Annotated in this window: 17 protein-coding genes; 15 read left to right on the top strand and 2 right to left on the bottom strand. The window is 51.1% G+C overall.

Annotated features, from left to right (window positions below; translation table 11 throughout):
- Window positions 1-71 precede the first annotated feature (71 nt).
- Both ompC and nifJ read right to left on the bottom strand, forming a co-directional pair.
- Entirely contained in the window at window positions 72-1,178 is a 1,107-nt protein-coding gene (gene ompC / locus ABLU67_RS02425) for a porin OmpC (RefSeq protein ID WP_009652979.1), read from the bottom strand.
- Between the two features lie 357 nt (window positions 1,179-1,535).
- Window positions 1,536-5,063, bottom strand: a complete 3,528-nt coding sequence (nifJ, locus tag ABLU67_RS02420) for a pyruvate:ferredoxin (flavodoxin) oxidoreductase (protein WP_038424419.1) — start codon at window positions 5,061-5,063, stop codon at window positions 1,536-1,538.
- 481 nt (window positions 5,064-5,544) lie between these two features.
- Here nifJ and ABLU67_RS02415 point away from each other — a divergent pair, with 481 nt between their 5' ends.
- From ABLU67_RS02415 to ABLU67_RS02345, 15 genes are all read left to right on the top strand, one after another.
- Window positions 5,545-6,246: a S24 family peptidase gene (locus ABLU67_RS02415; RefSeq protein ID WP_046877232.1), complete on the top strand. Its 702-nt coding sequence runs from the start codon at window positions 5,545-5,547 to the stop codon at window positions 6,244-6,246.
- A gap of 463 nt (window positions 6,247-6,709) precedes the next feature.
- Complete coding sequence (locus tag ABLU67_RS02410) at window positions 6,710-7,072, top strand: hypothetical protein (protein ID WP_014229124.1); 363 nt, start codon at window positions 6,710-6,712, stop codon at window positions 7,070-7,072.
- Between the two features lie 76 nt (window positions 7,073-7,148).
- Window positions 7,149-7,541, top strand: coding sequence for a phage holin family protein (locus ABLU67_RS02405; RefSeq protein ID WP_025107970.1), 393 nt, complete (start codon window positions 7,149-7,151; stop codon window positions 7,539-7,541).
- Complete coding sequence (locus tag ABLU67_RS02400; protein ID WP_032749344.1) at window positions 7,531-7,803, top strand: phage holin family protein; 273 nt, start codon at window positions 7,531-7,533, stop codon at window positions 7,801-7,803. The genes ABLU67_RS02405 and ABLU67_RS02400 overlap by 11 nt, the downstream gene beginning before the upstream one ends.
- A 7-nt stretch (window positions 7,804-7,810) precedes the next feature.
- Window positions 7,811-8,353, top strand: coding sequence for a glycosyl hydrolase 108 family protein (locus ABLU67_RS02395; RefSeq protein WP_004850338.1), 543 nt, complete (start codon window positions 7,811-7,813; stop codon window positions 8,351-8,353).
- A gap of 55 nt (window positions 8,354-8,408) precedes the next feature.
- The gene (locus ABLU67_RS02390; RefSeq protein ID WP_348852138.1) at window positions 8,409-8,828 is read left to right on the top strand and encodes a hypothetical protein; all 420 of its coding nucleotides are present in this window, start codon (window positions 8,409-8,411) and stop codon (window positions 8,826-8,828) included.
- Window positions 8,829-8,947: 119 nt separating this feature from the next.
- Window positions 8,948-9,610: a phage tail protein gene (locus ABLU67_RS02385; RefSeq protein ID WP_014229127.1), complete on the top strand. Its 663-nt coding sequence runs from the start codon at window positions 8,948-8,950 to the stop codon at window positions 9,608-9,610.
- A 72-nt stretch (window positions 9,611-9,682) separates the two neighbouring features.
- Entirely contained in the window at window positions 9,683-9,994 is a 312-nt protein-coding gene (locus ABLU67_RS02380; protein WP_004850345.1) for a phage tail assembly chaperone, read from the top strand.
- Window positions 9,991-10,302 carry a DUF1799 domain-containing protein gene (locus ABLU67_RS02375; protein WP_032749343.1) on the top strand — a complete coding sequence of 104 codons (312 nt, stop codon included), beginning with the start codon at window positions 9,991-9,993 and terminating at the stop codon, window positions 10,300-10,302. Before ABLU67_RS02380 ends, ABLU67_RS02375 begins: the two co-directional genes overlap by 4 nt.
- 84 nt (window positions 10,303-10,386) lie before the next feature.
- Window positions 10,387-11,496, top strand: a complete 1,110-nt coding sequence (locus ABLU67_RS02370) for a phage tail tape measure protein (RefSeq protein ID WP_064358487.1) — start codon at window positions 10,387-10,389, stop codon at window positions 11,494-11,496.
- A gap of 22 nt (window positions 11,497-11,518) precedes the next feature.
- Entirely contained in the window at window positions 11,519-11,866 is a 348-nt protein-coding gene (locus ABLU67_RS02365; protein ID WP_025107966.1) for a phage tail protein, read from the top strand.
- Window positions 11,863-12,615: a phage minor tail protein L gene (locus ABLU67_RS02360; protein ID WP_025107965.1), complete on the top strand. Its 753-nt coding sequence runs from the start codon at window positions 11,863-11,865 to the stop codon at window positions 12,613-12,615. Before ABLU67_RS02365 ends, ABLU67_RS02360 begins: the two co-directional genes overlap by 4 nt.
- A 1-nt stretch (window position 12,616) precedes the next feature.
- Window positions 12,617-13,351: a C40 family peptidase gene (locus ABLU67_RS02355; protein ID WP_348852137.1), complete on the top strand. Its 735-nt coding sequence runs from the start codon at window positions 12,617-12,619 to the stop codon at window positions 13,349-13,351.
- A gap of 167 nt (window positions 13,352-13,518) precedes the next feature.
- Window positions 13,519-14,133, top strand: a complete 615-nt coding sequence (locus tag ABLU67_RS02350) for a tail assembly protein (protein WP_004850357.1) — start codon at window positions 13,519-13,521, stop codon at window positions 14,131-14,133.
- 47 nt (window positions 14,134-14,180) lie between these two features.
- Window positions 14,181-24,515: a carbohydrate binding domain-containing protein gene (locus ABLU67_RS02345; RefSeq protein WP_224384717.1), complete on the top strand. Its 10,335-nt coding sequence runs from the start codon at window positions 14,181-14,183 to the stop codon at window positions 24,513-24,515.
- Window positions 24,516-24,539 lie beyond the last annotated feature (24 nt).

Here is a 24,539-nt window from a genome sequence, read left to right as displayed (position 1 = left end):
TGTTTTGCTTTGAATGCAGTCGATGGCCGGGAGGGGAAGAGAAAGCCCGCCGTTGCCAGCGGGCCCGCTGATTAGAACTGGTAAACCAGGCCTAAAGCAACCACGTCATCGGTAGAGATGCCGTTGTTGGAATAGAAGCTATCGTCTTCGTCCAGCAGGTTGATTTTGTAATCAACGTAGGTGGACATATTACGGTTGAAGTAATAAGTCGCACCAATGTCAGCATATTTAACCAGATCTTTGTCGCCATCGGTTTTGCTCAAATCTTTACCTTTAGACATCAGGAAAGAGACCGCCGGACGCAGACCAAAGTCGAACTGATACTGCGCAGTCACTTCAAAGTTCTGGGTTTTATTGGCGACGCCGTTGCCGTTACCGTATGGCGTCATGTTGCGGGTTTCGGAATACATGGTCGCCAGGTAAATATTGTTGGCATCATATTTCAGGCCGGTAGTCCATGCTTCCGCTTTATCGCCCTGTGCGGTAGTTCGGGTCATCTGATCGTTGGTACGGTCAGAAGAGGTGTAGGCGGCGGCAGCGCTGATACCCATACCGAAATCATAAGAAGTTGACAGACCAAAACCGTCGCCGTTGGCGTTACGTACGCTGCGATCGCCGTTGTTGGTGCCTTCGCCGCTGCCTGCGTTTTCATTTTTACCCTGATACTGCAGGGCGAAGTTCAGGCCGTTAACCAGACCGAAGAAGTCATTGTTACGGTAGGTCGCTACGCCGTTAGCGCGGCCGGTCATAAAGTTATCGGCCTGGGTGTAGGAGTCGCCGCCGAACTCTGGCAGCATATCGGTCCAGCCTTCTACGTCGTACAGTACGCCGTAGTTACGGCCATAGTCGAATGAACCGTAGTTAGCGAATTTTAGACCCGCAAACGCCAGACGGGTCCAGGACTGGTTGTCGGCGCCTTCGGTGTTGTTCGCCTGAACGTTATATTCCCACTGACCGTAGCCGGTCAGCTGATCGTTAATCTGAGTTTCGCCTTTGAAGCCAAGACGGACGTAGGATTGATCGCCATCTTTAGATGAATCATCGGAGAAATAATGCAGACCATCTACCTTGCCATAGAGGTCCAGTTTATTTCCGTCTTTATTATAAATCTCAGCAGAGTGAGCAGCGCCAGCAGCTAACAATGCCGGGATAACGAGGGCCAGTACTTTTCTTTTCATTTAGACAATCCTTTAACGGTTTTTGTTTTAGCTTCCTCCTGGGAAGTGAACTCATGCTAAATGAGCAAATTAAGATATGGTAAATATCAATTGTTACGATATGAGTAAAATCTAAAATAAATAATTCAACTGAAATGGTGATAATTATAATGAATGATTTTGTGAAATACATACAAAATAAAAATTATACACGGTGATTTTAATATCGTATTATCCGCCCGTTATATGCCTTTTATTGTCATCTAAGAATTTATGTTGCCCTCCGTTCCTGAGAATGGTTTTTATTGAGCGGTAAAATGACAAGCCCGAATGAATATTCGGGCTTTTTTTATGGGTGGCTAAAAAAGCGTCAGTAAATTAGCTTTCGGTTGCCGGTTTTTCCACCTTACCGGCCAGCTGGGCAAGGAAGTCATAGCGTTTTTGTAAATCCGCCGTCGCATCCTTCCACAGCTGTTCCGCGACTTCCGGCTGCTGCGCGTTAAGGCGGCGGAAGCGCTGCTCGTTCAGGAGCGTTTCTGCCAGCGCGTCTGACGGCGGACGGGAGTCCAGCGCCAGCGGAAGTTTACCTTCATCGGCGCGACGTGGGTCAAAGCGATACAGCGGCCAGAATCCGGTCGCGGTCAGCTGACGCATCTGATCGTGGCTCAGCGCCAGATCGTAACCGTGTTCTTCGCAAGGGCTGTAGGCAATAATCAGCGACGGGCCCGGATACGCTTCCGCTTCCTGAATCGCTTTTACCGTCTGGTTCAGCTGCGCGCCAAGGGAAATCTGCGCGACGTAAACGTGGCCGTACATCATCATGCTGACGCCGAGGTCTTTGCGCGCCTTGCGCTTACCGTGTTCGCCAAACTTGGTGACCGCCCCCAGCGGGGTGGCTTTTGATGCCTGGCCGCCGGTGTTGGAATAGCATTGGGTATCGAGCACCAGAATATTGACGTTTTCGGTCAGGCTCAGCACGTGGTCAAGACCGCCGAAGCCGATATCGTAGGCCCAGCCATCGCCACCGATTAGCCAGATCGATTTCTCGACCAGTGCGTCGGCGTCGGTTAGCAGCTCTTTCGCGTCGGCTTCATTTGCCAGAACCTTACGCAGCTCGGCCACCTGTTCGCGGCGTACTTCAGGCGTTGCTTCCGCGTGCAGCGCGTCGTTAAGCGCGGGCGGAAGTTTATCGGCGAACTGCGACAGCAGACGCATTACGCGCTGACGGTGCTGATCGACGGTGAGGCGGAAACCGAGACCAAACTCGGCGTTATCCTCGAACAGCGAGTTAGCCCACGCCGGCCCGCGGCCGTTGGCATCGGTGGTGTAGGGCGTGGAAGGCAGGTTGCCGCCGTAAATCGATGAACAACCGGTGGCGTTGGCAATCAGCATCCGGTCGCCGTAGAGCTGAGTCAGCAGCTTGATATACGGCGTTTCGCCGCAGCCGGAGCAGGCGCCGGAGTATTCGAACAGCGGGCTGATCAGCTGCGAGGTGCGGATATCGATACGCTCCAGCTTGCTGCGGTCCATTTCCGGCAGATTGAGGAAGTAGTCATAATTCACTTTCTCTTCTTCAACATGTTCAAGGCGCGACATCATATTGATGGCCTTGATTTCCGGGTTCTGCCTGTCTTTGGCCGGACAAACCTCGACGCAGAGATTACAGCCGGTGCAATCTTCAGGCGCGACCTGCAGAACGTACTTCTGGCCGCGCATATCGCGGGATTTAACGTCCAGAGAATGCAGGCTGGCCGGGGCATTTTCCATCGCGTCCGGGGAGACCACTTTCGCGCGGATTGCCGAGTGCGGGCAGGCGGCCACGCAGTGGTTACACTGGGTGCAAAGTTCTTCCTTCCAGATAGGGATCTCTTCGGCGATATTGCGTTTTTCCCAGCGGGTGGTGCCCATCGGCCAGGTACCGTCCGGCGGCAGGGCGGAGACCGGAAGCGCATCGCCGAGCCCGGCCAGCATGGCGGCGGTCACGGTTTTGACGAAATCCGGCGCGGCGTCGGAGACGACCGGCGGGCGGTTCGGGCTGTTGGCATCGACCTGCTGCAGCGGCACTTCCGCCAGCGACTCGCGGGCCAGGGCCAGCGCCTGCCAGTTGCGTTCGACCAGCTCCTGACCTTTGCTGCTGTAGCTTTTAGCAATCGCGCCCTGCAGCTCCGCCAGCGCGCTATCGCCCGGCAGGATCTGCGTCAGATGGAAAAAGGCCATCTGCATGACGGTGTTGATACGCGCTCCAAGGCTACACTCGCGGGCGATTTTTGCCGCGTTAACGATATAAAACCGCGCTTTTTTCTGATTCAGCGTAGCCTGGACTTCCTGCGGCAGACGCGACCAGACCTCTTCGGCGCCGTAAGGCGTGTTGAGCAGGAAAATACCGCCGGGCTTCAGGCGTTCAACCATCTGATACTTGTCGATAAACTGCAGCTGGTGGCAGCCGACGAAATCGGCCTGCGAAATCAGATAGGAAGAACGAATCGGCTTCTCGCTAACGCGCAGATGGGAAACCGTCAGGCCGCCGGCCTTTTTCGAATCATAGACGAAATAGCCCTGCGAGAACCACGGCGTCGAGTTACCGATAATCTTGATATTGTTTTTGGTGGCCGAGACGCTACCGTCGCTGCCGAGCCCGTAAAACAGGGCTTCCAGCTTCGCCTCCGACGGCAGCGTGTTTTCTACCAGCGGCAGCGAAAGATTGGTGACGTCATCGTAGATGCCGACGGTAAAGCGCGGCTTGGGTTTAGCGGCGCTCAGTTCGTTGAATATCGCCAGGACGCACTCCGGCCCGAACTCTTTTGAAGAGAGACCGTAGCGGCCGCCAATGGTACGCGGCAGGGTTTCTCGCTCGCCGCGGTTGAAGGCTTCCGCCAGCGCGGTCATCACGTCGAGATACAGCGGCTCAGCCTGGGCGCCCGGTTCCTTGGTGCGGTCAAGCACCGCTACGGCGCGGGCGCTTACCGGCAGCGCTTCCAGCAGGTGGGCAGCGGAGAAGGGGCGGTAAAGACGAACTTTCAGTACACCGACTTTTTCACCGCGGCTCAGCAGTTCATCAACCACTTCCTCACAGGTGCCGATTGCGGACCCCATAATCACGATAACGCGCTCGGCCTGCGGATGGCCGTAGAACTCAAACGGTTTGTACTGACGCCCGGTGGCGGCGGCAAAATCGTTCATCGCCGTTTCAACGTGCGCGTAAACCGCGTCGTACCACGGGTTAGTCGCTTCACGTGACTGGAAGTAGGTATCCGGATTCGCTGAGGTGCCGCGGATTACCGGATGTTCGGGGTTCAGGGCGCGCTGGCGATGTTCATCGATTTTATCCTGCGGCAGCAGGCTGAGAAGGGTATCGTCCGCCAGCGGGGCGATTTTGTTGATTTCGTGCGAGGTGCGGAAACCATCAAAGAAATGAATAAATGGCACCCGGCTTTGCAGCGTGGCGATATGCGAAATCAGCGCAAAATCCTGGGCTTCCTGGACGCTGCTGGCGCAGAGCATCGCGCAGCCGGTCTGACGCACGGCCATGACGTCCGAGTGATCGCCGAATATGGAGAGCGCGTGGGTTGCCACGGTGCGGGCGGCGACGTGCAGAACAAACGGCATCAACTGGCCGGCCAGTTTGTACAGCGTCGGGATCATCAGCAGTAAACCCTGCGATGAAGTAAAAGAGGTCGAGAGGGCGCCGGTTTGCAGCGCGCCGTGCACGGCGCCGATTGCCCCGGCTTCCGACTGCATTTCGACGACGCGGGGAACATCGCCCCAGACGTTTTTCAGCCCGTTGCCCGCCCAGGCGTCCGCCTGCTCCGCCATCGTGGAACTGGGCGTGATCGGGTAGATGGCGATAACTTCACTGGTGCGAAACGCGACTGAAGCAACCGCGCCATTACCGTCGATAGTGATCATATCAATACTCACATTGCTAAATTTTTGATAAAAAAAGTTTTTATGCCCATTGATACACGCTGAGCACTCGCTGAGCTCTTCTGCGAAACCGCTATCGGCGCGATTCCACCGGTAGCGGATAAGTTCGTATCTCACCTGCCTGGTAACGGGGTTGCGTTACCTGCATCGCTACGGGCAGGGTGACCGGGTTTGTGAATCACTGTTTAAGTATAGACCCCAGAGGAACATGATTTTTTGATCTCCAGTAGCGACAAAATCCATAGTTCAGATAAATTAATTCAAGGTATTACATAGGTGCCTACGTATGAACGACACCCTACACCAAAATCAGTGGCGTCATTTTTCCATAAGTAGCAGTGTGGCGAATTTCGCCAGTCAAAGCCTCCTGACCGACAACACTGTCTTAATTACCTGTAGGTAATTTATTCGAGTTTTGCTATATTTTAGATACCTGATGGTAAATGGCGTTAGAATCATTGCGATGGATAAATACGAAATCAGACGACAGCGCTTGCTCTATATCCGTGATAATTTATGCGGCGGTAAGGCTGTTGATGTGGCCCGAACCCTTGGACGGGAGCCTTCTTACGTCTCAAGGATGCTCTACCCCGAAGGCAAAAAGCAAAAGAAAAGGATAGCTGACGAGATGGTCGAACTTATTGAATCTTCGTTCAATCTGCCCCGTGGATGGATGGACGGTATCACCGGTAATATTGATATCGAGCGAGAACCGGTAGAGGATTCGCCGCAGATGCCATATGTCATTGAGGTTCTGGATGCCCAGGCCAGCGCAGGGCCGGGCTGCATTGTCTCCAGTGAGGTTGATGAAACGGTGAATAGCATCACCTATGACTCTGCCGGCGCGCTGCGGCTTTTTGGTAACCGGCCCGCAGAGCATATCAAGGTGATCACGGTCTCCGGCGATAGCATGTCCGGCACCATTGAGACCGGTGACTACATTTTTGTCGATGTCTCGAAAGACTACTTTGAAGGTGACGGCATTTATGTCTTTTCTTTTAAAGGCGCGGTGCTGGTGAAACGTCTTCAGTTCACGGCGGATGGGCTGCTCGTTCACTCGGATAACAGCAAATATGCGGACTGGACGATTGGCGAAAGCCATGAACAGTATCTGAAGATCATTGGTCGCGTGATTTATAGCCACAGCGTTAAACGCTTTGTTTAAAGGCGTTCATTGCCGCGCAGCTTCGCCATCCTGTTTCTGTCATAAACCCTGAGCTCAGCCATAAGCATTACCCGGGTATGCCACCTGTACGCCGGGCATACCTGCGGCTTCTCACCCCCCAATCCTGTGACCCGCTGTTCAACACTACCCGCCTCGGACCTTTTCAGCTGTTTTTACGCGTCAGGCCACTATTTTTTCAAAAATATTTTCAATATTTTCAATTGGTTAATTTGTTTTTTCGATAAAGTATACCTATGGGTATTTATTTTTAAATAACCCTGAGGTATTCTTTTGTCATCAGCTTGATAGACAGCACTATCCGGATGATGAAATACAACGATTCATAACTGAATCTACGTGGCTGAAAAGCCAGCGCCATGGCGCAGTGCGCTTTGGGGTGAAGCCATTGGCAAGGATCCGATTGCCGAAGGCATTCCGCCAAAGCCCATTAAAGGAGACCGCAATGTCCCGTAAAACCGCGTTTAATGGCTCCGCTGCGGGCCGACGTCGCGCGCAGCGCTCCCACTTACAAAATCCGCAAACGCTCAGTTCAGATCTTATCCATCGGCCCACTCCGTCCCGCGCTCAGATTCAGGCAAAAGGGAAGCACCATACGCCTGAACGTATTGAGGACGCATTGCCGATTAAATTTGTGGCACAGGATATTTTTTGGCAGCGCGAGGAATATAAACGGCAAATTGAGCGAGCGACCATCATTTATCAGCAAGAATTTGCACACCAGTATGCGCAGCCAGGAACCTGGCTCTTCCAGAGGGCAATTTATGCGCTTGGTTTGCAAAAAAGAAAGAAAGTAACGGCGAGGTAACGCCTTAGTGCCAGGAAAAATGACCCTGCGCTTCGTTATTTACCATCATAACTCATAGTGAAAGAAGGGAGGGTATATGTCCGATCCTGTTTCCGGTACGTCGATAATTGTTGCTGGTGGATTAATGGGCGCTGGTATGTTTGGCCTGGTGACAGGTATTGATTATGGCGTTGTTTTTGGGGCTTTTGCTGGCGCGGTATTTTATGTTGCGACGGCGGTTAATATCACGCGCTTTAGACTCGTCGCCTATTTTATGACTTCTTTTATTGTCGGCGTTTTGGGTTCCGGGTTAATTGGTACGAAGCTGGCTATCTGGACCGGATACAATGAACGACCTTTAGACGCGTTAGGCGCCGTGCTGATATCCGCGCTGATTATTAAGATACTCACGTTCCTGAATAATCAAGAACTAACCGACCTCTACAAAATACTAACCCGCAACAATAGTGGGCGCCCGAATGGGAAATGAACTTCCCGCGCTGCTTAATGCCGTTCTCTGCGCTTTGATCACCCTAACCTTAATGTTTTATCGGCGCGCCCGGTACAGAAGGTATCGACCATGGATATCGTATACGGCTTATTTACTGGTAATCACCTATGCCAGCATACCGTTTCGTTATCTCTTCGGCTTGTATACGTCGACCCACTGGTTGGTTGTTACCGTGAATTTTTTTGTCTTTATTGCCGTGTTCCTGGTGAGGGGGAATATTGCGCATTTAATCGATAAATGAGGAATAAATGAATAAAGATGAGATTTTTAATGCCATTCTGGAAAAGGAGGGCGGTTATGTAAATCATCCTGATGATAAAGGAGGTCCGACAAACTGGGGGATTACTCAAGTCACCGCACGGGCTCATGGTTATGATGGCGATATGCAAAAACTGACGCGCCAACAGGCGCTGGATATTCTCAACGCTGACTACTGGATTGCGCCCCGGTTCGATCATGTTGCTGAAATATCTACCGCGATCGCTGAAAAACTGTGTGACGCCGGGGTCAATATGGGGCCTGTTCTGCCGGGTAAGTGGCTTCAACGCTGGTTAAACGCTTTTAATCATCGTGGGGTACTTTATCCGGATCTTATAACCGATGGTGTTATTGGCCCCAGGACCTTAAATGCCTTGAGCCATTATGTTATTCGAAGAGGCAGTGAAGGGGAGCTTGTACTGCTACGGGCATTAAACTGTAGCCAGGGGCAGTATTATCTGGAGTTAGCAGAAAAAAGTGAGGCTAATAAATCATTTATATATGGTTGGTTAAGGGCTCGGATAGCTATGTAATTTTCTGTTTTATTAATCTAATTCGTTCAGTAACTGAAATCTGGAGAAAGTGAATATGTATACATCTAATGATTTAACCCTCTCAATGTTTTACTCATCTGCCATTGCTGAGGAAACTGGTAATAAAGTCGCAACGCTCACCGTTCAAACCATGGGGCCATCAGCGGAAATTTTACAAATCAGTAAGTTGCACTGTATTACTGATGAAAATAAAGCGAAACGTTATAGTATTGGCGAGCAGTTTATTGCTAATGGCTCCGACTCTCTTCTCGCCGCTATTGAAACCTGGTGGCGTGATAATTCTGCGGCTCTCATTGAAGAGTTAATGATTGAAGTTATGGATTTTATTTTGAGTAATGTTAACCAAAATGCAACCTGGATCGGCCAGTATGGTATGAAAATTTTTGAAAATGAGCCGGCCGCAAAACGTATCCCTGATAGCGTATTACAGAACGGCAGTCACACAAATTCCTGAAAAGTGATGTGGTGTTAAAGCGTAATCACTATGGCGCAACAATAAGTCATAATTAAACAAGCTATTCGCATTGATAAAATGCATTCAAATATTTAAATATCAATAATGGAGATATTATTATGGGTTTTGCTCTGCCTAATGGCTCAACCGTTTTTGTTGGTTCCGGTCTTGGTTCTCCCGTATCTGTGAGTACGGTTTCCAATGCTGAAGGTGCGGTATTTACCGTTGCTGAAAATCATAACCTTAAGGTTGATGATGTCGTGCTGATTTCTTCGGGTTGGGGTGTAATCGATGGTTTAGTTGCCAGAATCACCGCACAAACAACAAATAGCGTAACCATTTCGGTCATTAACTCCAGCGACCGGAATTTTTTCCCGGCTCATGCCGGTGGCGGGAAATTACAGAAAATCACGGAGTGGACTGAGATTCCACAGATTACGGAAGTCGCGCAGTCGGGTGGTGAACAGCAGTATGCACAGGTACAGTTTCTGGCAGACGATCGCCAGCGTAATATTGGCACCTTTAAGGCGGCTAAAAGCCAAACCTTTACCTTAGCGCATGATGCTTCTTTACCGATCTATAAAGTATTGGGCATGGCGGATCGCTACGGCCAGGTGTTACCGCTACGCATGTTTGTGCCTAATGCGAAGGAGTATCGCTATTGGTCCGGCGTTCCGTCATTTGATCCGCAACCAGTGACCGCGGTGAATAGCGTTGAAACTGTACAAGTCGCGTTTTCCATTCACTCTCGGGATATTACTTTCTATAAATCGGAAGATTAATCGTTCTCCTTATCTGTGGAACATAAATTAAATTCAACTGGGCTCCTGCGGGAGCCTTTTTTAAGGGTATTTATGAGCGCTATTTTCAAATTACAACCTAACCCTGTTTTTAAAGCTGATGTTGCTATTCCTCGTGCCGGTGAAGAAGACGGAGTGCTGAATTTTACGTTTAAGCATCGGCCAATAAAAGAACTGGCAGAGCTAGAAGATATTGACGAAAAAACGGTCTGTGATTTCTTACTGGAGATCGTCGACGGCTGGGCATTATCTGAACCCTGTACGAGAGAAAATATGGGCGTGCTGGTAGATAACTATCCGGGGGCCGTTAAAGCAATAATGGCTACTTATTATCAGGAGCTGACGGGAAATCGCGAAAAAAACTGATTGCGGTTGCCTCTGCATTCTATACGCCTGAACCATCAGCGGATGAGCTAAGCGCATTCGGTCTGACAGCCGAAGACTATGACGATATTGTCATCAACGTCTGGCCCGATATCTGGCCTGCGTTTGTGGTCTTTCGCACGGCCAGCACGCAGTGGCGCACCAGTCCAGGAGGGGTTATCGGTCTGGACTACAGTGTCCTCGCATGGCTCATGAGGGTTTATGATATAGCTGATGAGGTAACCGCAATAAACGATATTCAGGTAATGGAACGGGTGGCCTTGAATATCCTGAATAAACTACAGAACTAGCCTGGGTTTTAGCAGAAGTATGTTCACATTATTAATCAATGTAAACCAGATAAGTAGTTGGTTTATTCTTTCAGGAGATAATCAATGGCGGGTGATACAACAATAACACTGCGCATGAATAACAGTGAACTGGAAAAAAGCAATCAGCTTCTGGATAAATATCAACAGAAAGTAACTGTCGCCAGCCGTAAAAGTGAAGAGTTTAATAAGACTTTTCGTGCTGCAACAGATATCCAGAAAAAGCATACGGATGGCCTGAAAAGGTTAATACAGACGTTACCCCTTCCTCCAGCCAGAATGGGACCCATACTTCAGGATATGGTAAAGAAATCTGAGGATGAGACCTACAATATAACGTCAGGCTCTAAAAGTTACTGGGATTCACTGGCAGGAATAGGTAGCCCTCCAAAAGAAGAACTGGGTAATACGCCAAAAGTTTTTCGCCCAGGCGCAAATATGGAAGAGCGTTCTGACGATGATACGGAAAAAGGGGGGAAGAGCGATTGGCTCGGCGGTTTAATGGCAGGAGCCAAAGAGGCGTGGGATAAATTCCTTAAGGATGGAGAAAACGTTCATGGCAAGCTTAAGGATTTAGCTAAAGACGCCTTCAGCTCAATGGGAAACTCGCTGGTGGAATATATAACCACAGGAAAGGCGAATTTTAGTGATTTCCTGATGACCTTTCTGAAAGGGACGCTGAAGATGCTTAGCCAATTATTGTTGGTAAAAGCCATGCAGGCTTCCTTTAACGCGATGTCGAATTCCGGCATTGGCTGGGTAGCATCCATCGGTAAAGTTTTCACGGGCCACTCCGATGGAGGCTATACCGGAGACGGGGGTAAATATGAGCCGAGAGGGATTGTTCATGGCGGCGAATTTGTTTTTACCAAAGAGGCGACCTCGGCGATAGGGATTGGCAACCTTTACGCCATGATGCGCGGTGCGCAGGGGTATGCGGGCGGCGGCTATGTGGGAACGGCATCAATGCAGGGACTGGGTTCTTCAGGCGCAGGGCCACTGACCATTCAGACCTCAGTACTTATTCAGAATCAGGGCTCAGAACCGCAGGCGGCCGACAATAACGGCGCGTTAAATCGCGCCTGGCAGCAGACGATAGACCGTTCCGTTCGCGCTGGCGTGGCAAATGAATTGAGGCCTGGTGGCCTTATCTGGAATGCAAACCACGCACGTTAATTTTTTGATTCCCGGAGAAGATATGGCAATAGAAACCTTTACCTGGCGAACGCAAATACAAGCGGGTTTGCAGGGGGATTTTAATTTCACCGTTCGCGAGGCTCGTTTTGGCGACGGATATCAGCAGATCGTCGGCGATGGTCTACATTTTGAAAAACAAAGCTGGCCAGTGACCTTGACCGGAGAAAAGGAAGAGATATTAGCCGTGCTTGAATTTATGCGGCGTCATGTAACGAAGTCGTTTATCTGGGATACCCCTGCGGGGGAATCCGGGCTTTATCGTGTTAGCGCCGATTCACTAAAACTTTCGCCATTATCGAGTCAGATAATGACGGTAACCGCCACATTTAACCAGGCATATGCACCATGATTACAGCTGATTATCAAAAACTTGAACCCGGGAGTGAAATACGTTTACTGGAAATTGATGGCAGCGTCTTTGGCATGGATGATGTCTTATATTTCCACGGGCACAGTATCGCCCATAGCGAAGCTGAAATCCAGGCTGCTGGAGGGGACGAAACGCGTTTGCCTGCAAAATCCATTTGGTGGCAGGGCAATGAATATATGCCATGGCCTTGTATTATTGACGGGATTGAATCCTCTACCAGCGGTCGGGACGCGCAACCATCGCTGAAGGTGGCAAATATTGATGCTTCGATTACCGCGCTGTGCTTGTATTACGATGACCTGGTTCAGGCGAAAGTCACCATTCACGATACGCTGGCAAAATATCTCGACGCACGTAATTTCCCTGAAGGTAATGCGAGAGCCGACCCCACGCAGGAAAAACGAAAAGTCTTCTTTATTGATGCCAAAAGTGAGGAGACCAATGAAGCGATTGAGTTCACTCTTGCCAGTCCAATGGATTTGCAAGGAATAATGATCCCAACGCGTCAGCTGCATTCTATCTGTACCTGGTGTATCAGGAATAAATACCGCAGCGGCGATGGTTGTGATTATACAGGTCAGCGATATTTTGATAACAATAATACACCTGTTACCGATCCGGCGCTGGATGTTTGTAACGGCACTTTGTCGGCCTGTAAATTACGCTTTGGCGAAGACAATGAGCTGCCTTTTGGTGGTTTTCCCGGCACATCTTTAATTCGGAGCTAACATGCGCCAGAAAGTTATCAGGACTATTCAGGTGCATGCTCAGGAGCAATATCCTCGAGAATGCTGCGGTGCGATTGCCCAAAGGGGGCGGGTAGAGCGCTATTTCCCCTGTCGTAATATTGCCGATGCCCCACAGGAGCATTTTGTTCTTGCGCCGGAGGATTATGCACGGGTAGAGGATTGGGGCACCGTAACGGGGATCGTCCACAGTCACCCCGACGCGACGACCCAGCCAAGCGAGTTGGATAAGGCTCAGTGTGACGCGATGTTGTTACCCTGGCATATTTTCAGCTGGCCGGAAGGCGATTTTCGTACCATTTATCCGCGAGGAGAATTGCCGCTGCTGGAACGTCCGTTCGTGCTTGGCCATTATGATTGCTGGGGACTGGTAATGAGCTATTTTCGCCAGCAGCATAATGTTGAGTTGACGGATTATCGTGTGGATTATCCGTGGTGGGAAGATGGCTACCCTGATAACTTTTATCATGATTGTTGGTATGAATGTGGCTTTCGCGAGTTTGATGGCCCGCCGCAGCCGGGAGATATGATTATCATGCAGGTACAGGCAAATAAGTGGAATCATGCGGGTATTCTCCTTGAGGGAAATATGCTGCTGCATCACCTGTATGGTCATTTAAGCCAGCGAGTGCCGTATGGGGGATACTGGCAGGAAAGAACGGTGAAAGTTTTGCGCTATCATATTAATGATAATGCGTTGACTAATGAAAAAATCTGAAAGACGTTGGGATTTTAAATCACCCGATATGAAATGCGTTAGCAAGTGAATGTGATTCAACATCAGAGGGCTGGACTTGCTCTCGAGTCAACTCAGCGTACGATATTATCAATGGCGGAATAGATGCTTATGATTTATTCATAATGTCTGCTGCAGATGGAGTATTTATGCAAGAACATATGGTCAGAATAGAGTTGGGCGGTATTCTTGGTAAGAAATTTGGCAAATCTCATTGTCGGATGGTGGCAACGGCATCTGAAGCGATAAGGGCTTTATGTTGTACTATCAATGGATTTGAAAAATTCATGAACAACAGCAAAGCTATGGGATTAACCTATGCTGTTTTTAAAGGAAAGAAAAATATTAGCGAGGATGATATTCCTTTCCCCATCAACGATAAAGTAATACGAATTGTTCCTGTCGTTATTGGTAGTAAAAAAGCTGGCGTGCTACAGACGATATTAGGTGTTGCATTGATCGCGGTCGCTTCAATCGCCACTATGGGCACTGGAGGGATATTCGCCGCGATTGCTGCCGGCTCCGGGTGGGGAAGTGCCGCAATGCTGGGGGCCTCAATGGTACTTGGTGGTGTTCTTCAGATGCTTTCTCCTCAGGTTCCAGGTTTAGCCAGTCAACAATCTCCTGAAAATAAAGCCTCCTACGCATTTGGCGGGGTCACGAACACCACCGCTCAGGGATATCCGGTACCGTTGTTATACGGCAAGCGGCTTATCGGCGGGGCAATTATTTCAGCGGGAATTTATGTAGAAGACCAGCAGTAAAATATCCGGCTTCTCTCATTTCAGACCACCTTTGAGGTGGTTTTTTTATGGACAAAATATCTATGACACAGCATCTCATTAAAGGTTGTAAGGGCGGGAGTTCAAGCCCGCGTACCCCAACGGAACAGCCTGATGATTTACAGTCTGTTGCGAAAGCAAAAATTCTCATTGCGCTGGGCGAGGGTGAATTTGCCGGTGCGCTTACCGCAAAAGATATTTACCTTGATGGTACGCCGCTGGAAAATTCCGACGGCTCGCAAAATTTTAGCGGTGTCGCCTGGGAGTTTCGACCGGGAACTCAGGCACAGAATTACATCCAGGGGATCCCCGGTTCAGAAAATGAAATTAACGTAGGAGTGGAAGTCTCCAGCAAAACGGCCTGGTCCCGCTCTTTTAGTAATACCCAGCTTTCCGCCGTCCGCCTGCGCTTAAAATGGCCATCTTTACTGAAACAGGAAGATAATGGCGATCTGGTAGGGAACGCCGTCAGCTATGCCGTTGATTTGCAAACCGATGGTGGTAGCTGGCAGACGGTGCTGGAGAGTGCGGTAAGCGGAAAGACCACTTCCGGCTATGAACGATGCCACCGCATTGATCTCCCCCGGGCGACGACGGGTTGGGTTTTGCGCCTGCGTAAGGTCACGGAAGACGCAAATACCTCAAAAACTGGCGATGTTATGATGCTGCAAAGTTATGCTGAGGTGCTTGATGCAAAACTACGCTATCCCAACACGGCCCTGCTTTACGTTGAATTTGACTCTCGTCAGTTTAATGGCTCTATTCCAAAAATTGCCTGCAGTCCTCGCGGGCGGGTGATCCGCGTTCCTGATAACTATGACCCGGAGACCCGCCAATATTCAGGCATCTGGACCGGAGCATTCAAATGGGCGTGGACGGATAACCCGGCCTGGATTTTTTACGATCTGATCGTCAGCGATCGTTTTGGCCTGGGGAATCGTCTTACCTCAGAAAATATTGATAAATGGACGTTGTATCAGGTAGCACGATATTGCGATGAACCCGTCCCCGATGGTAAAGGTGGGGAGGGTACCGAGCCGCGCTATTTATGTAACGTCTATGTTCAGGATCGCAACGATGCCTATACGGTGTTACGCGATTTTGCGGCCATTTTCCGTGGCATGACCTGCTGGAGTGGCGATCGGGTGATTGCTCTGGCGGATATGCCTCGTGATATTGATTACACCTATACCAGGGCTAACGTCATCAATGGTCGTTTTCACTATGCCAGCAGCAGTAGCAAAACGCGCTATACCAACGCGCTCGTCTCATGGTCTGATCCAGAGAATGAGTATGCGGATGCGATGGAGCCGGTTTTTGAGCAGCCGCTGGTCGCCCGCTATGGATTTAATCAGCTAGAACTTACGGCGATTGGCTGTACCCGTCAGTCGGAGGCCAACCGTAAAGGGCGTTGGGGAATTCTGACCAACAATAAAGATCGCGTAGTGACTTTTTCAGTCGGACTGGACGGTAATATTCCACAACCCGGCTATATCATTGCGGTGGCGGACGAAATGCTGGCGGGAAAAGTCAACGGTGGCCGTACCCGCGAAGTGGATGGCTGCGTTATTACGCTCGATCGTAAAACGGAAGCGAAAGCCGGGGACCGTCTGTTATTGAACCTGCCATCGGGGGGGACGCAAGGCCGAACCATTGAGAGCGTCGATGGACACGTCGTCACCGTCACCGCTGAATATGCCGAAAGACCTGAACCGGAATGCGTATGGGCCATTGAGTCTGACTCTCTGAGGGTCCAGCAATATCGTGTTGTGGGTGTTAAAGATAATAACGATAGCACCTTTGCAATTTCCGCAGCCGCTCACGATCCGGATAAATACGCCAGGATTGATTCCGGTGCGATTATTGATAGTCGGCCAATCAGCGTTATTCCTCCAGGGAAGCAAAGCGCGCCAGCTAATATCGTTGTTGAGTCTTATTCCGTGGTTAATCAGGGGATTAGCGTTGAAACGCTGCAGGTTCACTGGACGGCAGTACAGAATGCCATTGCTTATGAAGCACAGTGGCGCCGCAATGAAGGCAACTGGATAAACGTGCCCCGGAGTTCCGTTGCCTCGTTTGATGTCAGCGGAATTTATGCCGGCCGATACATCGTAAGGGTGCGCGCTATCAATGCCGCGGAAGTGTCGAGCGGCTGGGCATATTCGCAAGAGAAAACGCTGACCGGCAAAATCGGCCTGCCTTCGGCACCTGTTTCGCTGACCACAACATCCCTTCTGCATGGCGTTCAACTAAACTGGGCGTTCCCGGAGGGAAGTGGCGATACGCAAAAAACCGAGCTGCAGTACAGCCCAAATCCAACCGGCAACGGCGCGATGGCGCTTTCTGACGTAACGTATCCGGGAAACTCGTATCAGCAGATGGGCCTGCAGATTGCGGCGACGTTCTGGTACCGGGCACGCATTGTCGATCGCCTTGGTAACGAAAGTCCGTGGACCGTCTGGGTGCAGGGGATGGCCAGCGACGATATCGGGGAGTATTACGACAAGCTGACCGATGCAATTAAGGACACCGAAGCCTGGCAAGAATCTCAGCGGGATATGGAGGAAACCCACAAAACGCTGACGGAAACCGCTGATGCCATCCGTGAAGAGGTCGAGCAGCAGGTTAACGAAATAAACCAGAGCATTAATGAGACCGCCGGGGGGATCCGTAAGCAGGTTGATGGGCAGATAGCGACGGTCAATAAGTCGATGACAGAGAATATTGACCTCGTTAATCAGACCCTCAATGACGCCATCTCGACAGTAAACAAAAGCATCAACGATGCTGTGAGTGATATTAATACTTCCGTCGACCAGCAGATAGCAGATGTCAATAAAGCCCTGACTGCGGGGGACTCGGCGTTAAAATCCCAGCTGCAGACGGTTGAAAACGGCCTGAAACAGTCCATTGCTCAGGCAAATACGGGCTGGGATAAAGCGGTAAAACAGGAGACCGCTGACCGCATTGCGGACGTCAACGCGAAAGCGGCGCAGGCGGCAGACCAGCTGCTCAATGAAAAAAATGAGCGGGTGGCCGCCATCGATAATCTGCAGACAATTATTCAGGATGGGGACGAGTCACTGGCGCGTCAGATCGCTGAAATCTCTGCCGGTAGTGGGCAGCAGTTTGATTCATTCAGTATCTGGTACTTCGATAAAGACAATGAAGGGTGGACCGAGGACGATGGCGGTCAGGTGCCGATGCAAATCACGGACGAAGGCTGGCTGAAAGCATCGAACAGCACGGCCTCCTGCCGTTCGCCAAACGGGCAAAAAATCCCGGGTTCCTCCTATCGCACCGTCATGCTGCGTATTAAGCGTGTGGGTAATCCGGCATGGAAAGGGCGGCTTTACTGGATTGGTACAGAGGAAACCGGCTGGAGTGATGCCCGCTCGGTGACTATCGCCGAGCAGGAGTTTGATGGTGAGGGTATCAGCGTGGTGGCCATTTCCGACGTGAACTGGAACGCGTCCGGCACGGTTCGCCGTTTTCGTCTCGATCTGGCCCAGGGGCAGAATGCCGACAACTATTTTCTGATCCACTGGATATCCGTTGGGCGCCCGGCGCCGGCAGCAAGTACGGCGGCCCTGCGTAATGAGGAGATGGCGCGGACGCAAGCGGATGAGGTAGAGGCGCTGAAACGTTCCACGCTGGCGGCTCAGATCAGGGGAACCTCTGACAGTAACAGCCTTGCAGACCTGCGTTCCGGCCTGCTGTATCAGGAGATGAACGCGCGTATCACCGCCGATAAAGCAGAGGTGACGGCCAGAGAATCGCTGCAGGCGCAGTTCAACGACAATAAATCCTCGGTGGCGGAGGAACTGAGCTCCCTGACGACAGCGCAGAGCGCGCAGTCCAGCAAAATTAGCGGTCTTGAAACCAGTCTGGGTAAAAAAGCCGACGCAACCGCGCTCCAGACGCTGACGCAAAAGGTCGAACAGCAGGGCACCACGTTAACCAGCCAGGGAAATACGCTGACCTCGCTGTCTAACCGCGTCGGGAAAACGGAATCGGGCGTGGCCGCAAACAGCAATGCCATTACGGGCCTGCAGTCCAGCGTCAGCCAGCAGGATAAAACGCTGACCAGCCAGAGCAGCGCGATCGCAAAGCTGCAGAACGACCTGACCACGACGAATGCCAGCGTCAGTAAAAAGGCTGATGCCAGTGCGGTCACTGCCTTAACCAATCGGGTGACCGGGACGGAAGGAAACCTGGCCACGCAGTCTGGCCAATTGACAATGCTGAAAAACTCCCTGGCTGAGGGGAGCCTGGTCAGCAATGGCGGAATGAATGTTGATTTATCCTTCTGGGAAAACTCCGGTACCGGTTCGGCGTTCACTTATGATTCGGGTGAAAAAGCCCTGAAAACCACGACTGGCTCCATTCGCGTCGCCAACGTCACGCGTATCCCCGTTGAGGCAGGACTGACTCTCACGGTCTCTTTTGAGTACCGGACTTCGGAAACGGTTAACAGCGTATCGTCTGACACCGTCGGTGTGATAGCGGATTTAGGCAATCCGATCGCCTGGTTATCGTCTATATCGCCGTGGCTGAGTGGGGTAACGACCAGCTGGCAGACGAAAACCGTGGAACTGACCATTCCGGCCAATTTTACCGGGCGTTACGTTTACCTGCGATTTGCCGCCGGGGGCTGGACACCGTCAAACAGTGCACGTCTGTATATCCGTAAAGTCGACGTCTTTTCATCGACCGGGGTGTCAAAGAAAGCGAATGCATCGGCGGTAACAGACCTGACCAGCCGGGTCGACTCGGCGGAAGGGAAACTGGTCAGCCAGAGCCAGGCGATCGCAAAGCTACAGAATGACCTGACAACGACCAACGCCACAGTAAGTAAAAAGGCGGATCAAAGCGCTCTGACGTCACTGACCGGACGAGTGGAGAAGACGGAAAGCGGCCTGACTGCAGCGAATGGTAACATTACTTCCCTGACCAGCGCGATTGGTGCTGCAAAAGCTGCAGGGGATGATTATATTCCTAACCCGGCGCTTGAACCTTCCTACGACCGCATGGGTTATGACGTCGTTTCAGCCACTGCTGCCGGTGTACCTGTAGATTGCCCGTTTGCGTATGTGGTTCGCCTGGCCGGTCGCGACCATGTACCTAAAATCAACAATGTTGCGGTGACTCCGGGTGATGTTTTCGAGATGTCGGCGGTGGTTGCTTGTGGAACCGGGCAGGCGGATTTTAATCTCTATATCGCTAATGCCACTTCAGCGACAGGTGGTATCAAAGCGAGACTTTCCGGCGGGAATACCAAAGTCACCGCAGCGTGGAAACGCGTGACATGGCGCTTTACGGTGCCGGCCGATACGAATTTTATGCGTCCCTTCCTGCAGGTTAATCAGAGTTCACCCTTTGGTACGGTCTGGTATGCGGCAGACTGGCATCTGCGCAACGTTACTGCAGCGCAGAGTGCACAGAAAACCGCTGATGCAACAGCAAAAGCGGTGGACTCCCTGACGACAACAGTCTCTGTGCAGGGCGATACGCTGAGCAGCATCGGTAGCCGGACCACGGCGCTGGAAAACGGTCTGTCAACGACGAATGCCAGCGTCAGTAAAAAAGCGGATGCGAGCGCGCTGCAATTGTTGCAGAACACAGTCACCGAACAGGGCAAGACGCTGACCAGCCAGGGCAGCAGTCTGACGAAGCTGGATAACAGCCTGAAGGAAACTGTCGCGGCTGTTGATGCCACAAAAGCTGATGCCGATGCTTCCCGGGCGATAGTTGGAAATCTGTTAACAAATCCGTCTTTTGAACGAGGTAACGATGGTTACAGCGGCTGGCAATCAGCGACGTCAATACTCACAGCTTCTTCGCCGCATAGTGGCACCCAAATTCTTAAAGTGGTTCCAGGCAGCAGTGTCGTCTCGTTGCTTCAGAAGATTTCGTTTACCAAAGATCGCACCTACAAAATAGGTATCTTCACGCGTGTTTCAGGTGGAACAACAATGCCGTCAGGCACCGCTGGCAACAATAAGCTGCGTATTGGTGATTCTGACGGGCCACTGAAGGAGGTTCAGTTTAACCCCGCGACGCTGCCCACGAGTTCTGTCTGGCAGGAAATTTCGGGCACATGGAAAGCCACGAAAACCGCAGTCCTTGACGTCTCGCTCATGGTGCTGCTGGCGACGGGAGAGCAGTATTTTGATGATTTCTATCTGGTAGATGTGACTGATGAAACCAATATTGCGGTCAGCGCCACCGCCATCAGCAACCTGACAAACCGGGCCAGTAGCGCTGAAGGAAAGCTTGAGAGCCAGAGTCAGTCCATCACAAAACTGCAAAACGGACTTGCCACTGCCGACCAGAACATCGAGAAAAAAGCCGATGCTTCAGCCGTCGCTTCGTTAGGCAACCGGGTTACTGAAGCTGAAGAGAAGCTGACGAGTCAAAGTAACAGTATTACCCAGCTAGAAGCTTCACTCGATAGCGCTCGCGATACCGGTGAGAATCTGGTTGAAAACTATGATTTCAGAAACCAATTAAATGCGTGGAATCTGCAGAATGCCGGGCGCATTGTGTGGGGAGCATCAAACGGGGAGGGTGCTCCCGGTGTGATAATCACGCATACGGGTGACGCAAGTAATCCTGGATTAATGTCGAATAACGCTAAATGGTTCCCGGTAAGTTCATCACGCCGGTTCCGTTTTAAGGTACGTGCAAAATTAATCTCAGGTTCAGGTGGGATTTTATGCCGCATCTTTAATTCGAAGACCGCTGGTACTTACACCCAGACGCAGGCTGTTGTAACCAGAAAAGATGGTTTTGAAACGCTTACGGTAGATATACCCGCGTTGCCGGCCACCACCACAGACGCAAGGATTGCTTTTTATGTATATCCGTCCGCGACAGTTGTTGCCGTCGACAGCATTGCCGTTTATGACGTTACCGATGAAACCGTGGGTTCGGCCAATGCCAGCGCAATCAGTGATTTGACAACACGGGTGACCAGTGCTGAGGCGGGAATGACCTCTCAGGGAGCGGCTATTACAAAGCTGCAGAATGATCTGTCAACCACCAATGCGAATGTTAATAAGAAGGCTGATGCTACTGCATTAAACGCGTTATCTAATCGTGTAACGCAGACTGAAAAGGATATCAACAGCCAGGCTGACAGCATTACCAGCCTGAACAGCACGCTGAATATTAACGCCCGCAAAGGCTCAAACCCGTGGCTGGACGGAACGTTTGAAACTTATGACGTTAATCAGAACCTGGGTGGGTCTGCGCGAGTTATTAGCGGAGTCAGCTACTCGGGCGGCAAATGCATGCGCGTGACGCGTGCACCGAACACTACCGGTAACAGCGACGACCTAATCGGTTCACGCCTTGCCATTCGCGACGCGGCAGTATTCAGGGTTGAGTTCTGGGCGATGATGCCATCCGGTGAAACCCCCTCAGGCGGCTGGGTCACCGTGGTCGGCCTCAACGTGCAAAATGATGCGGGCGCAAACTCATGGCTGGGAGCTGCTAATGTCAGCGAAACAGCGCTGGCCGGTCGTGACAAATGGGTTAAATTTTCCGGGTATGCAAAAGCCACCGCGAAAGGTGCAACCCGTGCCGTTGTTTGGATCTCTACGCGCGGGGCGAACGGCAGCAACACGCCGGGTTATAATCTGTTTATCGACGACATGGTTATTACAGATGTAACCGACGCTTACAATGCGCAGAGCACGGCAGACGCGACCGCCTCAGCTGTTGATTCCCTGACGACGCAAGTCTCTCAGCAGGGCGATATCCTGACGAGTGTCGGAAGCCGGACCACCATGCTGGAAAACGGGCTGAATACGACAAACGGCAACGTCAACAAAAAGGCCGATGCTACCGCCCTGCAGACGCTCCAGAATACCGTGACGGAACAGGGCAAAACGCTGGCCAGTCAGGGTAGCAGCCTGACGCAGTTGAATAACTCCCTGAATGATGCCACGGCCAGCCTGGCTGCTGATGGTAAAATTCCCGGCAACCTGATTTCCAACGGTTCATTTGAACGCGGCCAGGAGGCTTTCACAGGATGGGGAAGCGTCGGGTCCGTTATCAGTGCACAATCGCCCAACTACGGCAGCAAAATAGCGATGTGTGGTGTGGGCCTGGCCGGGATCTCTCAGAAAGTACCGGTCGTCAAAGGCAACACATATAAAATCGGTGTGTTTGCCCGTGCGCAGGGCGGTTCGGTCATGAGTGACCAGGGTAATAACAAACTGCGTATTGGTCAGTCGTCCCTGTTGTACGATCGCCAGTTCAACACCGCGAACCTTCCAACCAGTTCATCATGGATTGAATTGACCGGAACATGGAAGGCGACGGTAGACGGGATGGTCGATGTGGCGATCTACTCCTCCCTGAAGTCTGGCGCGCAGTATTTTGACGACTTCTATTTTGTTGATGTTACAGATGAAGTAAATATCGCAGCCAATGCCGGGGCCATCAGTAGCCTGACCACGCGCGTGACGAGCGCTGAAGGGAAGCTGACTAGCCAGGGTAGCAGTATCACGGAGTTGACGAACGACCTGACTACCACCATTAACAACGTTAATAACAAAGCGGATGCCGCCGCGTTGGCTGCTCTGACCAACCGGGTGACGAGTGCTGAAGGAAAGCTGGAGAGCCAGAGCAGCAGCGTCACGTCGCTGAATAATAGTATTGCGGCCACTCAGTCGGATGCCGACGCAGCAAAAGCGATTCCGGGAAATATGCTGGCGAATAACTCATTCGAGCGCAGTTTTGACGGATGGGTGAACTCAGGCTGGAGCATACTGGCGGCGCAGAACCCTAAGTCCGGAAAGTACATTATCCAGGCGACAAAGACATCCAGCGGCTCTACGGCCTGCGATCAGAACGTAAACCTGATTGCGGGGCATACATACCGCATTGGCGCGTGGGTGCGCAAGTCGGGTGACTTTGCGGTCAGCAATGCCAGTAATACTAAAATCAGCATCCGTAATAGCTCAGGGCCGCTGAAAGATATTCCGATAACAACCAGCATCGGAACCGGCTGGACGGAGATCTTTGGGGACTATAAACCGTCCTCCGATGCTGCACTGACTATTTCCCTGCGTTCCAGCCTGTCGGCCGGTTATCTGTATGCAGATGATGTATTTTGCATTGATGTCAGCGATCAAGTGGCAAATACAGCGAACGCTTCGGCACTTACTGCCCTGAATACACAGGTCAAAATTGACGGAGGAAATATTGAGGCTAATACCCGGGAGCTTAAAAGCCTGAAAGCTGATTTAGGGACCAAAGCGACGGCCAGTGCAGTGAGCGATCTGAACGCCAATGTGCAGGAAATCGACGGTACATTAAAGGCTAGCGTAGAGAAGGTAGATGGCCTGGATATAACGGTCGGAGAACTGAAGGGTAAAGTTAAGACCCAGGGAGAGACGATAGCGGATTCGGAAGGCAAAATTAACTCGATGTACTCAATTAAAGTTGAGACAAAAGGTGATAAGAGAGTTGGCGCAGGGATGGTATTAGCCAGTGATGGTTCGACAAGTGACATCATTTTTAATGCTGATCGTTTCTCTATTTTTAATGCCATCAGCAAAACCGCCGTGCCGGTGATGATTGCGGAAGGTAACGAGTTGTATATTGATTCGGCGCGAATTAAAAACGGCACGATTGATATTGCCAAAATCACAGATCGACTTTCCTCTACTAATTATGTGGCCGGATGGAGAGGCTGGAGTATTACCAAGAGCGGAAGTAGTGAATTCAATAACGTTGTGGTTCGCGGTGAAATTCAGGCTGATACAGGTACTTTAAATAATGTAGTTATTAATGAGAGTTGTAATATCCTGGGAACCGTAAGGGCTAATAAGATTATTGGAGATGTTGGCTCATGGGCAATCAATATTGCTCAGCACCGCTCCCGTCGAATTGCGAAAGCACAATGGGCCTGGTTCGATTTGCTTGCTGTTGATCGCCAGCCGTTCGAGCAACGAGTGCAGCTTTTAGGCGCGCTTCGCCAGGACGACTCAATTAATATTACGGGTGGAGGTAAATTAACGGCAGGTATGGAGTACAAGAGTTATGAAGGTGGCTCGTTGAGTATGGGTAAACTAGGGTACTGTATTCTCATGCTGGGTACCGGTGATACTTCAGGTGGTGGTCCCATGACCTGTGCGCTCTCTATTGATGGCGTTTTATATAAGCAGGAAAATGGGAGTATGGAAATTCAGTCAATGGACTTCATCGTTCCGCCAGGTACCGGCCAGACTGTTGTGCGTTATGGGTACTATCTGGACAGAAACGGTGGTATGACGGGCGTAATCTTGTCACGTTTTCACGCGTTTGTTATGCGTAATTCAAATATTATTCGAGGCGTTTCAAGTGATTAAAAGGCTAAGCTCTGTTCTAAGGTG

The sequence above is a fragment of the Klebsiella sp. GN_Kp190 genome (assembly GCF_040061795.1).
Taxonomy (GTDB): Bacteria; Pseudomonadota; Gammaproteobacteria; order Enterobacterales; family Enterobacteriaceae; genus Klebsiella; species Klebsiella michiganensis.
This window is presented reverse-complemented; position numbering and strand designations above follow the sequence as displayed.